This window comes from Streptomyces sp. NBC_00162 (assembly GCF_024611995.1).
In the GTDB taxonomy this organism is placed as follows: Bacteria; Actinomycetota; Actinomycetes; order Streptomycetales; family Streptomycetaceae; genus Streptomyces.
The window spans coordinates 2050163-2064121 of sequence record NZ_CP102509.1 but is presented as its reverse complement, the minus strand read 5'-3'; the positions used below and the strand labels follow the sequence as shown (position 1 = coordinate 2064121).

General features: G+C 72.8%; 14 protein-coding genes. 8 read left to right on the top strand and 6 right to left on the bottom strand.

What is annotated here, in order from left to right; all coding sequences use genetic code 11:
• Positions 1 to 78: 78 nt before the first annotated feature.
• Complete coding sequence (locus JIW86_RS10185; RefSeq protein ID WP_215146724.1) at positions 79 to 1227, bottom strand: glycerate kinase; 1149 nt, start codon at positions 1225 to 1227, stop codon at positions 79 to 81.
• Between the two features lie 143 nt (positions 1228 to 1370).
• Here JIW86_RS10185 and JIW86_RS10180 point away from each other — a divergent pair, with 143 nt between their 5' ends.
• The 3 genes from JIW86_RS10180 to JIW86_RS10170 are packed head-to-tail and all read left to right on the top strand — an operon-like array spanning position 1371 to position 4063.
• The gene (locus JIW86_RS10180; protein WP_257553457.1) at positions 1371 to 3089 is read left to right on the top strand and encodes a BCCT family transporter; all 1719 of its coding nucleotides are present in this window, start codon (positions 1371 to 1373) and stop codon (positions 3087 to 3089) included.
• A 9-nt stretch (positions 3090 to 3098) separates the two neighbouring features.
• Positions 3099 to 3599, top strand: coding sequence for an NUDIX domain-containing protein (locus tag JIW86_RS10175; protein WP_257553456.1), 501 nt, complete (start codon positions 3099 to 3101; stop codon positions 3597 to 3599).
• Between the two features lie 35 nt (positions 3600 to 3634).
• Complete coding sequence (locus JIW86_RS10170; protein ID WP_215146721.1) at positions 3635 to 4063, top strand: hypothetical protein; 429 nt, start codon at positions 3635 to 3637, stop codon at positions 4061 to 4063.
• A 20-nt stretch (positions 4064 to 4083) separates the two neighbouring features.
• Here JIW86_RS10170 and JIW86_RS10165 read toward each other — a convergent pair whose 3' ends face one another.
• The 3 genes from JIW86_RS10165 to JIW86_RS10155 all read right to left on the bottom strand — a co-directional run bounded on the left by JIW86_RS10165 (position 4084) and on the right by JIW86_RS10155 (position 7384).
• Positions 4084 to 4587, bottom strand: a complete 504-nt coding sequence (locus tag JIW86_RS10165) for a methylated-DNA--[protein]-cysteine S-methyltransferase (RefSeq protein WP_257553455.1) — start codon at positions 4585 to 4587, stop codon at positions 4084 to 4086.
• A 10-nt stretch (positions 4588 to 4597) separates the two neighbouring features.
• Positions 4598 to 6073, bottom strand: a complete 1476-nt coding sequence (locus tag JIW86_RS10160) for an AlkA N-terminal domain-containing protein (protein ID WP_215146720.1) — start codon at positions 6071 to 6073, stop codon at positions 4598 to 4600.
• Positions 6074 to 6160: 87 nt separating this feature from the next.
• Positions 6161 to 7384, bottom strand: coding sequence for a helix-turn-helix domain-containing protein (locus JIW86_RS10155; protein ID WP_322975512.1), 1224 nt, complete (start codon positions 7382 to 7384; stop codon positions 6161 to 6163).
• Positions 7385 to 7551: 167 nt separating this feature from the next.
• Here JIW86_RS10155 and JIW86_RS10150 point away from each other — a divergent pair, with 167 nt between their 5' ends.
• Genes JIW86_RS10150 through JIW86_RS10130 form a run of 5 tightly spaced genes read left to right on the top strand, consistent with a single transcriptional unit; the run spans position 7552 to position 12364 of the window.
• A complete protein-coding gene (locus JIW86_RS10150; RefSeq protein ID WP_215146719.1) occupies positions 7552 to 8343 on the top strand; it encodes an ABC transporter ATP-binding protein in 792 nt (263 codons plus the stop codon).
• Entirely contained in the window at positions 8340 to 9116 is a 777-nt protein-coding gene (locus tag JIW86_RS10145; protein ID WP_257553454.1) for an ABC transporter ATP-binding protein, read from the top strand. The genes JIW86_RS10150 and JIW86_RS10145 overlap by 4 nt, the downstream gene beginning before the upstream one ends.
• Entirely contained in the window at positions 9113 to 10003 is an 891-nt protein-coding gene (locus tag JIW86_RS10140; RefSeq protein WP_257553453.1) for a branched-chain amino acid ABC transporter permease, read from the top strand. The genes JIW86_RS10145 and JIW86_RS10140 overlap by 4 nt, the downstream gene beginning before the upstream one ends.
• 25 nt (positions 10004 to 10028) lie before the next feature.
• Positions 10029 to 11087, top strand: a complete 1059-nt coding sequence (locus JIW86_RS10135; RefSeq protein ID WP_416237673.1) for a branched-chain amino acid ABC transporter permease — start codon at positions 10029 to 10031, stop codon at positions 11085 to 11087.
• Entirely contained in the window at positions 11084 to 12364 is a 1281-nt protein-coding gene (locus tag JIW86_RS10130; RefSeq protein WP_416237546.1) for an ABC transporter substrate-binding protein, read from the top strand. The genes JIW86_RS10135 and JIW86_RS10130 overlap by 4 nt, the downstream gene beginning before the upstream one ends.
• An 88-nt stretch (positions 12365 to 12452) precedes the next feature.
• Here the strand turns inward: JIW86_RS10130 and pssA are convergent, their stop codons facing one another.
• Together pssA and JIW86_RS10120 are read right to left on the bottom strand one after the other, a co-directional pair.
• Positions 12453 to 13313, bottom strand: coding sequence for a CDP-diacylglycerol--serine O-phosphatidyltransferase (pssA, locus tag JIW86_RS10125; RefSeq protein ID WP_215146715.1), 861 nt, complete (start codon positions 13311 to 13313; stop codon positions 12453 to 12455).
• Entirely contained in the window at positions 13300 to 13956 is a 657-nt protein-coding gene (locus tag JIW86_RS10120; protein ID WP_069922629.1) for a phosphatidylserine decarboxylase, read from the bottom strand. The genes pssA and JIW86_RS10120 overlap by 14 nt, the downstream gene beginning before the upstream one ends.
• Between the last annotated feature and the right edge of the window lie 3 nt (positions 13957 to 13959).

Sequence of the window (13959 nt, the reverse complement as noted above, 5' to 3'; positions counted from 1 at the left end):
AGCCCGATGGGCGGCGATGCCGGGAACGGCCGAGGCCCGGACCCCCGAGCGGGGGTCCGGGCCTCAGGGCTGATCCGGTCAGAGCACCTCGGCGGCGATGTTGGCCGCGACCTGCTCCAGCAGGGGGCCCGCGTTCGGGATGGACTTGGCCGGGTCGGGCTCCACGTCCGAGAGCGGGTACGCCTTGCGGATGCCCGCCGCCTCCAGGGCCTCCTGGGTCAGCAGCAGCCGTCCGCACACCGCCACGACCGGCTTGCCCGCGGCCCGGGCCGCCGCCGCGACACCGGCCGGGGCCTTGCCGTGCAGGGTCTGCTCGTCCAGCGAGCCCTCACCGGTGATGACCAGCGTGGCGCGCTCCAGCGCCGGCGCGAAGCCCAGTACCTCCAGCATCAGCTCGATGCCGGGCCGGAACGTGGCACCGAGCAGCAGCGCCCCGTAGCCGATGCCGCCAGCGCCGCCCGCACCCGGGAGCAGGGCGCACTCGGCCGCCTTCGCGCCGATCGACTTCTCGAGGACCTGCGCGAAGTGCGCCAGCGCCGCGTCGAGCGTCGCCACATCCTCGGGCGAAGCCCCCTTCTGCGGGCCGTAGACGGCCGGCGCGCCCTTCGGGCCCGTCAGCGGGTTGTCCACGTCGCTCGCCAGGACGAACTCCACGTCCGCGAAGCGCGGGTCGATCCCCGACAGGTCGGCCGAGGCCAGCTCGGCCAGCGCGCCGCCGCCCGGACCGACCGGTTCGCCGTTCGCATCCAGGAACACCGCGCCCAGCGCCGCCAGCATGCCGGCGCCGCCGTCGGTGGTGGCGCTGCCGCCCACGCCGAAGACGATGGAGCGCGCGCCCGCGTCCAGCGCGGCCTTCAGCAGCTCGCCCGAGCCGTACGTGGTGGCCGTCAGCGCGGCGAAGGTGCCCGCCGGCAGCAGCTGCAGCCCGGAGGCCTCCGCCATCTCGACGACCGCGGTGCCCTCGCGCAGTGCGAAGGCGGCCGTGACCTGGTCACCGAGGGGCCCGGTGACCCGTACCTCCCGGCGTTCGAAACCGGCCGCCACCGCGGCCGCGACCGTGCCGTCGCCGCCGTCCGCGACGGGGAGGGTCTCGATCTCCACGTCCGGTACGGCCTTGCGGAGTCCCGCCGTCACCCGCTCCGCGACCTGAACGGCCGTGAGCGAGCCCTTGAATTTGTCCGCGGCGATGAGCACGCGCGCGGTCTCAGTTACTGCTCCGTCCGTCACCTTGCTATTCCCTTGCTATCGAACAGTGCAGTCGCGCCGCCATGAGCTTATCCGGAGGATCCTCCTATGCCCATGAGTGGCCTGGGCCACACGCGGCGCGGCATGCGCCTAAATAGGCATATACGCCTGCATAGTGTGGCCGCATGAGTGCGGATTCACTGGAACAGCCACGTCCGGATACCCCAGGTGACGGGTCCGGTGGTCCGGCGGACGGCACCCCCGACCTCACCGTCGTCACCGTGGGCGTGATCGCCGTGCTGGCCGTGGTCGCCTGGGCGGCCCTCGCCAAGGGCTCCTTCGACACCGCTTCGGGCACCGCGCTCGCCTGGGTGCTGAACAACTTCGCCTGGCTCTTCGTGATCGCCGCCGACGTCTTCCTCGTGATGTGCGTGGTGCTCGCGATCAGCCGCTTCGGCCGGATCCGCCTCGGCGCCGATGACTCCGAGCCCGAGTTCACCAACCTCGCGTGGATCGCGATGATGTTCAGCGCCGGCATGGGGATCGGCCTCATGTTCTACGGGGTGGGGGAGCCGCTCACCCACTACCTGGTCCCGCCCCCGGCCTCCGGCGCCGCCCCGTCCTCGGGCGCCTCCGCCCTGGCGGCCATGGAGTACTCCTTCTTCCACTGGACCCTCACCCCCTGGGCGATCTACGGCATCGCCGGACTCGCCCTCGCCTACGCGACCTTCCGCAAGGGCCGCGGCAACCGCCTCAGCTCCGCCTTCGTTCCCCTGATGGGTCAGGAGCGCGCCGACGGATGGGCCGGGAAGGCCATCGACCTGCTCGCCGTCTTCGCCACCGTCTTCGGCACCGCCACGAGCCTCGGGCTGGGCGCCCTCCAGGTGTCCAAGGGACTGAACCTCACCACCGGGGTCGAGGACTCCACGACCGTCGAGCTGATCATCATCGGCTCGCTCTCGGCGGCCTTCGTGCTCTCCGCCTTCTCCGGCCTGCACAAGGGGGTGAAGTGGCTGAGCACCATCAACCTGGTGCTCGCCGCCACCCTGATGCTCTTCGTCTTCGTGCTCGGCCCCACCGTCTACATCCTCGACGTGATCCCCTCCAGCATCGGCGGGTACCTGAGCGAGCTGGTGCCCATGGCCACCCGCACGGGCGCCTTCACCGACAGCGCCTGGCTCGGCGCGTGGACGATCTTCTACTGGGCGTGGTGGCTCTCCTGGGCACCGTTCGTCGGCACCTTCATCGCCCGCATCTCGCGCGGCCGGACCATCCGCGAGTTCCTCATCGGTGTGCTCCTCGTGCCCAGCGGGGCCACCGTCATCTGGTTCTGCGTGATGGGCGGCACCGCCATCCGCCTGGACTCCACCGGCGCCGTCGACTTCGCGGCCAAGCTCAAGGAGGGGACGGAGGCCTCGCTCTTCGGGATGCTGGACGCGCTGCCGCTGGCCACGGTCACCTCATGGGTCGCCATGGTCCTGGTGATGACCTACTTCGTCACCAGCGCGGACTCGGCCTCCCTGGTCATGGGCTCGCTCACCAGCCGCGGCTCGCTCCACCCGCCGACCTGGCTCGTCGTCACCTGGGGCGTACTGATGGCCGCCGTCGCCGCCGTGCTGCTCGTCGCGGGCGGCCTGAAGTCCCTGCAGACCGCCACCATCCTGGTCGCGCTGCCCTTCGTCCTCGTCATGCTGGTGCTCTGCTGGGCCCTGGTGAAGGAGCTCCGCGAGGACCCCGGCGCCGGGCCCGTCCGCCACCACGCGCTGCACGGCATGCGCGACGCCGTCCGGGCCATGGTCGGCGACGCCATCACCGAACAGGGCCAGGCCGTGCACCCGCGGCTGCGGCGTGTCGCCGAGTCCAGGGGCCGGGACCGCGAGGACGGGCCCGGCAGCCCTGGGTAGGGTGGCGACGTGACCACCACGGATGACTACGCCACCTACATCGCGAGCCTGCCCCGGGTGCTGGCCGGCGCGGCCGCCCTCTACCGGGACGCCGAGGGCAGGGTCCTGCTCGTCGAGCCCAACTACCGCGAGGGCTGGGTCCTGCCGGGCGGCACCATCGAGTCGGACCAGGGCGAGTCGCCGCGCACCGCCGCCCGCCGCGAGAGTGCCGAGGAGATCGGCATCGACGTGCCGCTCGGCCGGCTGCTCGCCGTGGACTGGGTCCTGGGCGCGGACCGCCCGCCGCTGGTCGCGTACCTCTACGACGGCGGGGTGCTCGACGCCGGGCAGCTCGCCTCCATCAAGCTCCAGGAGGAGGAACTGATCTCCTGGCGGCTGGTCGATCCCGCCGAACTCACCGAGTACCTCCACGGATCGCTCGGCCTGCGCACCGAAGAGGCCTACCGGGTCCTGCAGTCGGGCGAGGGCGCCGCGGAACTGGAGAACGGCCGCCGCCCCGCGTCCCAGTAACACCGGGCTTACTCCGAGCAGGACAGAATCAGCTGATGATCACGATGTACGCCTGGCCCAGCACCGCCGACGGGCCCGACGCCCTCCCCATGGTCCACTTCACCACCGATCAGCAGTCCGCCGGCGAGGTGACCCCGGAGGGGATGCCGGTCTGGCTGTTCGACACCGCGATCCGCGACGGCGGCTGGTCCCAGTTCACCGACTTCGAGGGCTGGTCCGTGCCCGCCACCCAGTGGCAGGCCTTCTACCGCCGCGAGGACGACCTCCTCGCCGTCAGCGGCCCCGGCTCCTGCGAAGGCTGGTACCAGGGCAACCTCGGCGCCGACGCGGACTGGGTGACGGCGGCCGCCGCCCAGCAGAGCGTGGTGCTGCTCGCCGCCCCCGTCCAGCACCCCTCGCTGTACGGCTACGCGGTGGAAGCGGGCGCCGCCTTCGCCCTGCTGGTCCCGCTGCTCGTCGTCTAGCCGCCAGGTCCCCTCCGGGGCTAGAGCTGCCGGGCCCCGGCCTCGAAGTCGAGCAGCCGCACCTTGCGCTCGACGCCGCCGCCATAGCCGGTCATGCCGCCCGATGCCCCGATCACCCGGTGGCACGGCACGATGATGCCGATCGGGTTCTTCCCGTTGGCCAGCCCCACGGCGCGCGAGGCGTTCGGCTTGCCGAGCTCGGACGCGAGCTGCCCGTACGACCAGGTCTCGCCGTAGGGGATCCGTACGAGCTGGTCCCACACGCTGCGCTGGAAGTCGGTGCCCTCCAGCCGTAGCGGCAGGTCGAACTCGGTGCGTTCCCCGGCGAAGTACGCGGTCAGCTGCCGCGCCACTTCGGGGAAGGGCTCCTCGGTGGCGGCGACCCGCTCCCCGAAGGCCTCCTCGGCCGGGCGGTGGCGCTGCCCGGTCATGTACAGACCGCTGAGGACCCTGTCCGTCGAGACCAGGGTGAGCGGACCGTAGGGGCTGTCGACGACGGCGTGCTGCTTGCTGCTGGTGTTCACGATGTGCTCCTCAGGCGGGCAGGTGGTTGATGGCGTGGTCGTCGGTGGCCCACAAGTACTGGACGGCGTACGCGCGCCAGGGCCGCCAGCCGGCCGCCCGGGCGGTCAGCGCCGAGGGCGTGGACGGCAGCCCGAGCCCCTGCGCCGCCCGCCGGATGCCCAGGTCGGACGGCAGGAACGCGTCCGGGTCGCCGAGCGCCCGCATCGCGATGATCTCGGTGGTCCACGGCCCGAAGCCGGGCAGCGCGGACAGCTGCGCGCGCGCCGCCTCCCAGTCGCTGTCGATGCCGAGCGGCAGCGAACCGCCGGCGAGCGCCGAGACCAGCGTGGTGAACGTGGTGCGCCGGGTGCGCGGCATGGCCAGGGACTCCGGGTCCACCTCGGCGAGGGCCTGCGGGGAGGGGAAGAGGTGGGTCAGCCCGCCGAGCGGGTCCTGCACGGGCTCGCCGTGCGCGGTGACCAGCCGGGCCGCGTGCGTGCGCGCCGCCGCCGTGGACACCTGCTGGCCGAGGACCGCCCGTACGGCGAACTCCGCCGCGTCGACCGTACGGGGAACCCGGCGCCCGGGAGCCTTGTCCACGAGCGGGGCCAGCAGCGGGTCGGAGCGCAGCTGCTCGTCGACGGCCTCGGGATCGGCGTCCAGGTCGAGCATCCAGCGGCAGCGGCTGATGGCGATGGTGAGGTCGCGCAGGTCGGTCAGGGCGAGGCGGCAGCCGATGTGGTCGGGCTGCGGGGTCAGTGCGACGACCCCGGTGCCGTAGGGCAGGCGCAGGGTCCGGCGGTAGGCGCCGTCCCGCCACTCCTCCACGCCGGGGACGGCGGTCGCGGCCAGGTGCCCGAAGAGGTTGTCCGGGTTCAGGGGGGCCCGGAACGGCAGCCGGAGGCTGATCGTCCCGGGGATCCGCGGCTGATGGCGGTTGGCCTTGTCGGCGCGCAGCCGCAGCTCGCTGGGGGAGAGGGCGAAGACCTCGCGGACGGTGTCGTTGAAGGTGCGGATGGAGGAGAAGCCGGCCGCGAACGCGACGTCCCCCATCGGGAGCTCGGAGGTCTCGATGAGCAGCCGGGCGGTCTGGGCGCGCTGGGCCCTCGCGAGGGCCAGGGGTCCGGCGCCGAGCTCGGCGCTGAGCTGCCGTTCCACCTGACGGGTGGAGTAGCCGAGCCGGGTGGCCAGGCCGGGAACCCCCTCGCGGTCCACCACCCCGTCCTGGATGAGGCGCATGGCGCGGGCGACGGCGTCGGCGCGGGCGTTCCACTCGGGGGAGCCGGGGCTGGTGTCGGGCCGGCACCGCTTGCAGGCGCGGAAACCGGCCTGCTGGCAGGCGGCGGCGCTGGGCAGGAAGGTCATGTTCTCGACCTTCGGCGGTACGGCGGGGCAGCTGGGCCGGCAGTAGATCCGCGTGGTCAGGACGGCGGTGAAGAACCAGCCGTCGAAGCGGGCGTCCTTCGACTGCACGGCTCTGACGCAACGCTCGGTGTCGGTGTGCATGGCTCCAGGATCCGGGGTGAGATCCACCGCGGCTGGCGGTTTTCCGACATCAAGCCTACGGCGCGCCGACCCGGACCGCGGAAGCGGTCAGGGGCCGGGCGGGCCCGCGGCAGCGGACAGGCGGTGGGCGTCGCGGGCCAGGGTGAGGGCGACCAGGTCGTGCGGCCGCGACAGGGACCGGGACGTCAGGTGCTCCAGGCGGCGCAGCCGGTTGAACACCGTGTTGCGGTGGCAGTACAGCCGGGTCGCCGCCCGCCCGGCGGAGCCCTCGGCGGCGAGCCACGCGTCGAGCGTCTCCAGCAGCACCGCCCGGTCCGCCGGGTCCAGTTCCAGGAGGGGCCCCAGGACCGCCTCGACCAGCTCCCCCGCGAGCTCGGGCTGGCCCACCACCAGCGCGGCGGGCAGCCGCTCCGACAGGCGGACCAGCCCGCGCTCCTCCGCACCGCAGGTGGCCAGCGCCGTCTCGGCCAGGCGGCGGGCCCGGCTCAGCTCCGCCAGCCCGTCCACCACCGGGCTGATCCCGCCCGGCCCGTGGCAGCGGTCGGCCAGCTCCGAGGCCAGCTCCTCCGGGGAGGACGACCCCAGGGCCACCACCGCCAGCTCCTGCTCCGCCCGCATCCGCCAGAACAGCCGCATCCCGCCCACCGCCGCCACCCGGTGCACCGAGTCCCGCCGGTCCACGGGGAGCACGACCACCGCGTACCGCCCCTGCTCCGGCAGGTCCAGGCCCGCCGCCGCGCGCGCCGCCAGGCCCGGCGCCGCGTCCCCCTGGAGCAGCGCGTCCAGCAGGGCCTGCACCCGCTCGTCGCTGCGCCGCCGCATCTCCCGCTCGCCCGCCCGGTAGGCCTCCGCCGTCGTCGCGGCCTGCTGCTCGATCCCGGCCCACATCGCACCGGCCGTCCGCGCCAGCACCGGCAGGGCGTCCGGGTCCTCCTCGGTGACGATGTCCAGCAGCGCGTCCCAGGTCAGCCGCCCCGCGCGCCGGTACGCGTACAGCAACAGGTCCAGCGGAAGCCCCTGTTCGGCCCGGCGCCGCCCCAGCTCCTCCGCGTACACCAGGTCCTTGCGCGTGTCCGAGCGCCGTGCGGCGAACGCCTCGATGCCGTAGCGCATGGCCTCGCTGATCTGCTGCCAGTGCTCGTCCCGCGGTACCACCAGGTCGAACAGCGGCGAGTGCTGCGCCAGATCGCCGATCAGCTGTTCAGTGAGCTCCGGGACGCGCTCCAGCAGCACCTCGGCCGCCGTCAGCAGCACCGACCACTCCGCTTCCGTACGCGCCCTGCGTCCGCCCATGGCCGCAGAGGATGTCACCCGCGGCCCACCTGCGTAAGGGGCCCCGTACGCAGGTCTGTGCCGCTGCACAACCGGACCCCACTCCCGGCTGGTCATCGGCAGCGATTCCGCTTCGGGGCGTGGACGGCCGCCCCGCCCGGTGCTGGTCTGTGCGCCAGCACAGAGCCGGAACAGTGGGAGGGGATGTGGCCTCGCTCCAAGTGCGCGAGCTGTCCGTCGGCTACGGGCCGGTCCGGGCGCTGCGCGCCGTGTCGCTCGACGTACCCGCGGGCGCCGTGGTCGTCGTACTCGGCGGGAACGGCGCGGGAAAGACGACCCTGCTGCGGGCCGTGTCCCGCACGCTTGCCTTTCACCGCGGCGCCGTCACCGGGGGCAGCGTGACCTTCGACGGCATGCCGCTGGACGGACTGGCCCCGGCCCGTGCGGTCGCCGCCGGAGTGGTGCAAGTCCCCGAAGGGCGCCAGGTGTTCGCCCGGATGAGCGTCGCGGACAACCTGCGGGCGGGCGCCCTCGGGGCCCGGGCCGGCTCCCGGGCCGACACCGCCCGCTCGCTGGCCCGAGTCCACGAACTCTTCCCGGTCCTCGCCAAACGCTCCAGGCAGCGGGCGGGCCTGCTCTCCGGCGGCGAGCAGCAGATGCTGGCTCTCGGCCGCGCCCTGATGGCCCGCCCCCGGCTGCTGCTCCTGGACGAGCCCTCACTGGGTCTGGCGCCGAAGATGGCCGCGACGATCGCCGCGACCATCACCGAGATCAACGCCTCGGGCACCTCCGTGCTGCTGGTGGAGCAGAACGCCGCCCTCGCGCTCCGGCTGGCCTCCCACGCCTACGTCCTGGAGGTCGGCGAGGTCACCCTGTCCGGCCCGGCCGCCGAGCTGGCGGCCTCGGACGAGGTGCGCCGCCGCTATCTCGGCATCACGGACGAAGGCGCTGTCGAAACGCCACCGGCGAGCGGCACCCTGCGCAGGTGGTCGGCGTGATCCCGCCCCTCACCGTCACCGACGTCACCGTCCGCTTCGCCGGTCTCACCGCCCTCGACGGCGTCTCCTTCACCGTCGAGCCCGGCAGTGTGCACGCCGTCATCGGCCCCAACGGCGCCGGCAAGTCCACCTGCTTCAACGTGCTCTCCGGGGTCTACCGGGCCACCTCCGGCAGCGTCCGCTTCGGCGCCGCCGAGCTCACCGGCCTCGCCCCGCACGCCGTCGCCGCCCTCGGCATCGCCCGTACCTTCCAGAACCTCGCCCTGCCCCCGCACACCACGGTCGCCGAGAGCCTGCTGCTCGGCCGCCACCGGCTGATGCGCTCCGGATTCCTCGCGGCCGGACTCCGGCTGCCGGCCGCCGTCCGCGAGGACCGCCGGCACCGCGAACGGGTCCGCGAGATCGCCGCCTTCGTCGGTCTGGAGGCCGACCTGGCCACCCCCGCCGGCTCCCTCCCGTACGGGAAACAGAAACTCGTCGAGCTGGCCCGGGCCCTGTGCATGGAGCCCCGGCTGCTCCTCCTGGACGAACCCGTCGCCGGAATGACCGCCGGTGAACGGCAGCGCACCGCCGCCGTCATCGCGGGAGTCCGCGACGGCCTCGGCATCTCGATCGTGCTCGTCGAACACGACATGGGGGTGGTGATGCGGCTCGCGGACGCGGTGACCGTACTCGACTTCGGCAGACGGATCGGCGGCGGAACCCCCGCCCAGGTGCAGAGCGACCCGGCGGTCGTCCGCGCCTACCTCGGCGAGGAGGACCCTGCCGCGTGACCACCTTCCTTGAACTGCTGCTCGGCGGCCTCTCCATGGGCTCCGTGTACGCGCTGATCGCCCTCGGCTTCGTGGTCATCTTCAAGGCCACCGAGGTCGTCAACTTCGCCCACGCCTCCCTCCTCCTGGCGGGCGGCTACGTCACCGCCGTCCTGCACGACGACATCGGCTTCTGGGCCGCCCTGACCGTGGGCATCGGCGCCGCCGCCGCGGTCGGTGCCGGGGTGGAGTTCCTGGTCATGCGCCGCTACCGCGGCCAGGACCAGAGCGTCCTCGCCATCGTCACCATCGGCGTGGACATCCTGCTCACCACCGACCTCACCCGTCGCATCGGTACGGACGTACTCGCGCTCGGCGATCCGTGGGGCGACGCGGTGGTCCACCTGGGCCCGGTCACCCTCCCACAGACCCGGATCGCGGCCTTCGTCTCCGCGAGCCTCCTGATCGGCGCGTTCCTGCTGCTGTTCCGGTACACCGCCTGGGGGGTGGCCATGCGGGCCGCCGCCGAGAAGCCGGAGACCGCCGCGCTGATGGGCGTGCGGCTGGGCCGGGTCTCGCTGGCGGCGTGGGCCGTCGCCGGCGCCCTGGCCGCCGTGGCGGCGCTCTTCCTCACCGTCTTCCCCACCCCCGGCCTGGAACGGGCCACCTCGCTGGCCGCCCTCAAGGCCTTCCCGGCCGCCATCCTCGGCGGCCTCGACTCCACCACCGGAGCCCTCGCGGGCGGCCTGATCGTCGGCGTCACCGAGGCCATGGCCACCGGCTACCAGGGCCAGCTCGCCTTCCTCGGCCGCGGCATCGGCGACCTCGCCCCGTACCTGGTCATGGTCGCGGTGCTGCTGCTGCGCCCCGCCGGCCTCTTCGGCACGAAGGAGCCCGCCCGTGTCTAGCACCCCGCGCCCGATCCCCAAGGGCCTGGTCCTCAGGCGCGCGATCCCGGGGCGCCCGATCCTGTGGAGCGCCGGGGCCGTCGTGCTCCTCGCGCTGCCCTTCTACCTGGAGCGGTTCTGGCTCCAGGCAGGGCTGTTCGCCATCGCCGCGGGCATCGGGGCCATCGGCCTCAACCTGCTCACCGGTGCCACCGGCCAGCTGTCCATGGGGCACGCCTTCTTCCTCGCCGTCGGCGCGTACGGGTACTGCGCCCTGGCCGGGGACGGCGGGCGGTCCGGCGGCCACGAGCTCGTCGGCCTCGGCCTGCCCAGCTGGCTGGCGGCCGTGCTCGCCGTCGTCCTCGCCGGAGCCGTCGGCGGGCTCTTCAGCCCCATCGCCGGCCGCCTGCGCGGCGCCTACCTCGGCATCGCCACCCTCGCGCTGATCTTCATCGGGCAGCACGTGCTGTTCAACGCCACCCCCCTCACCGGCGGCTTCAACGGCCGCGCCGTCGAACCCCTCTCCCTCCTCGGGATCACCTTCGACGACACCGAGACCGTGATCGCCGCCGTCCCCTTCCAGTCCGCCGAGAAGCTCTGGTACGTCGCCCTCGCCGCGCTCCTGGCCTGCGCCCTCTTCGCCCGAGGCATCCTGCGCGGGCGCCCGGGCCGCGCCATGAACGCCATCCGCGACCACACCATCGCCGCCGGGGTCATGGGCGTCCCCGTGGCCCGCTACCGCGCCGCCGTCTTCGTCCTGTCCTCCATGTACGCGGGCCTGGCGGGGGTCCTGCTCGCCCTCGTCTTCCAGCGCACCGTGCCCGACTACTTCGGCATGGTCCTGTCCCTCGAATACCTCGCCATGATCGTGATCGGCGGCCTCGGCACGGTCGCGGGCGCCGTCATCGGCGCCGCGTTCGTCTCCCTGCTGCCCCAGCTGCTCACCCGCTACAGCGACGCCCTCCCGCTCGTCGCCGCCCCCGGTGCCGGCGGGGTCTCCCCGGGCGAGGCGTCCCGCTACCTGTACGGCGCGGCCGTCGTCGCCGTCGTCCTGTTCCTCCCGGGCGGCCTCGCCCGGATCAGACCCCCGAAGGAGCCAGCGTGATCAGACCCGGCACGGACAAGCGAGCGCGACTCGGTACGGCGGCCCTCGCGGCCGCGCTCCTGCTCACCGGCGCGGCCGGGTGCAGCGGCAAGGCGGGCACCGGCACCGAGGACAAGCAGGGCGAGGGCGGGGTCAAGACCGGCAAGGGGGTCACGGCCACCGCCATCCGGCTCGGCGCCCTCACCGACATGACCGGCGTCTACGCCTCGCTCGGCAAGAGCGTCACGCAGGCCCAGCAGCTGTGGATCAAGCAGACCAACGCCGCGGGCGGCATCTGCGGCCGACAGCTGGAGCTGACGGTCCGGGACCACGGCTACGACCCGCAGAAGGCCCTCGCCGGCTACACCGAGCTGGAGCCCGACGTGCTCGGCTTCGCCCAGTTCATCGGCTCCCCGTTCGTCGCCGCCGCCAAGGACCGCATCGACGGCCAGGACAAGGGACTGGTCATCCCGCAGGCCTGGTCCGCCTCGCTGCTGGGCAGCCCTGCCATCCGTACGGTGGGTGCCACCTACGACATCGAGACGGTCAACGCCATCGGCTACCTCCTCGAACAGAAGCGCATCGCCTCCGGGGACAAGATCGGGCACGTGTACTTCGAGGGTGACTACGGCGAGAACGCCCTGGCCGGGTCCAAGCACGCGGCCAAGGAGGCCGGGCTGACCGTCGTCGAGCAGAAGATCAAGCCCACCGACAACGACATGTCCGCCCAGGTCGCCGCACTCAAGCAGGCCGGGGTCAAGGCCGTGGTGATCAGCGCCGGGCCCCGGCAGGCGGCCTCGCTGGTCGGGGTCGCCGCGGCCGGCGGCTGGAACGTCCCGGTGGTCGGCAACAACTCGGCCTTCGCTCCGCAGCTGCTCGCCACCCCGGCGGGCGCGGCCCTGCAGAAGGACTACTACGTCGCCGCGTCCACCCTGCCCATCGGCTCCACCGCCCCCGGCCCGGCGGCCCTCGCCGCGGCCTACAAGGAGGCCTACCCGGGCGCGGGGCTCGACAACGGGGTGGTGGCCGGATACACGGCCGCCGCGGTCTACGGGGAGGCGCTGAAGAAGGCCTGCGCGGACAAGGACCTCACCCGCGAAGGCGTGGGCAAGGCCCTGCTGAGCCTGAAGTCCTACGACAGCGGCTTCGGGATCACGCACGACTTCTCCGACCCGAAGTCCCCTTCCACCCGGCAGAGCGTGATCATGAAGCCGGACGAGCAGACCCCGGGCGGCCTGAAGGTGGTCAAGGAAGCCGCGGTAACCCCGGCAGCCCAAAACCTCACCCCAACGGGCTGACCCCGCCCAGCCCCAGCAGTCGGCCCGCAGCCGGAAACGACGAGAGGCCCCCGGATGCCATCGGCATCCGGGGGCCTCTCCCGTACAGCTAGCGCAGCGTGGTGGCGCGGGCCTCGCGACGGTTGTGCCGGAAGGTGTTCGCCCTCCGGGTCGTCGCGAACAGCGGAATGGTCGCCGCCATCGCGATCTGCAGGGCGCAGCCGGTCTGGAGCAGCAGCTGACCGCCCGGGGCGTCGAACGCCCAGGCCGCCAGCAGCCCCATCGCACCGATGATCCAGCAGAGCATCGCCACCGCGAGGACACCCCGCGGCTTCGGGTACTCGACCCGGCTCACCATCAGCCAGGCCACGCCGATGATCGCCAGCAGCGTCGGGATGAAGGGGAGCTCCAGCAGCACGATCGAGACGACCGTCAGGGCGCCGAAGGGGCTCGGCATGCCCTGGAACATGCCGTCCTTCATCGTCACGCAGCTGAATCTCGCGAGTCTGAGCACCACGGCCAGCAGCACCACGATCGCGGCCAGCGCCGACATCTTCTGCACCGCGTCGTCGGCGACCATGCCGTAGACGAGCACGAAGTACGCGGGAGCCAGGCCGAAGCTGATCAGGTCGGACAGGTTGTCCAGCTCGGCGCCCATCGGCGAGCTGCGCAGCTTGCGGGCCACGATGCCGTCGAAGAGGTCGAAGACCGCGGCGAGCAGCATCAGTATCACTGCCGTCGCGGCGCTGTTACGGGCCATGCCCGACTCGCCACTGCCGGTGAGGTGCGGGATGAGGATTCCGGTGGTGGTGAAGTACACCGCCATGAATCCGCACGTCGCATTGCCGAGCGTGAGGGTGTCCGCTATCGACAGCCGCAGCGAGAGCGGCATGTCGTCCTCGGCGGACTCCTCCTCGGCGGGCTCGGGCACCCAGCCGGCTGCCGGAGTCTCAGGGTCAGTCACGGTCAATTCGTGTCACCCCCGCGGTGGTGGCCTGACCGACCTCGACCGCGACCTCGACACCCTCGGGGAGGTAGATGTCGACGCGGGAGCCGAAGCGGATCAGACCGATGCGTTCGCCCTGCTCGACCTTCGTACCGGCCGGCAGGTACGGAACGATGCGCCGGGCGACTGCGCCGGCGATCTGCACCATCTCGATGTCGCCGAGCTCGGTGTCGAAGTGCCAGACAACGCGCTCGTTGTTCTCGCTCTCCTTGTTGAACGCCGGGACGAATCCGCCGGGGATGTGCTCCACGGACGTCACCGTGCCCGCCAGGGGCGCGCGGTTGACGTGGACGTTCAGCGGGCTCATGAAGATCGCGACCCGGGTCCGTCCGTCCTTCCACGGCATGATGCTCTGCACCACACCGTCGGCGGGCGAGATGACACGGCCCTGGGCGATCTCGCGCTCGGGGTCGCGGAAGAACCACAGCATGCCCGCCGCGAGCGCGGTGGTGGGCACGGCCGCCGCGGCCCAGCGCCCGGACTTGCGAGCCCGGGTGAGGCTGAGCGCCGCGGTGGCGAGGGTCGGCAGAAGCCACGGCGATGCTCCGCGCGCGAGGCGTACGCCACGGAGGCTGTCGCGAGGTGCAGAGGTTTGGCTGTGGGGCATGGA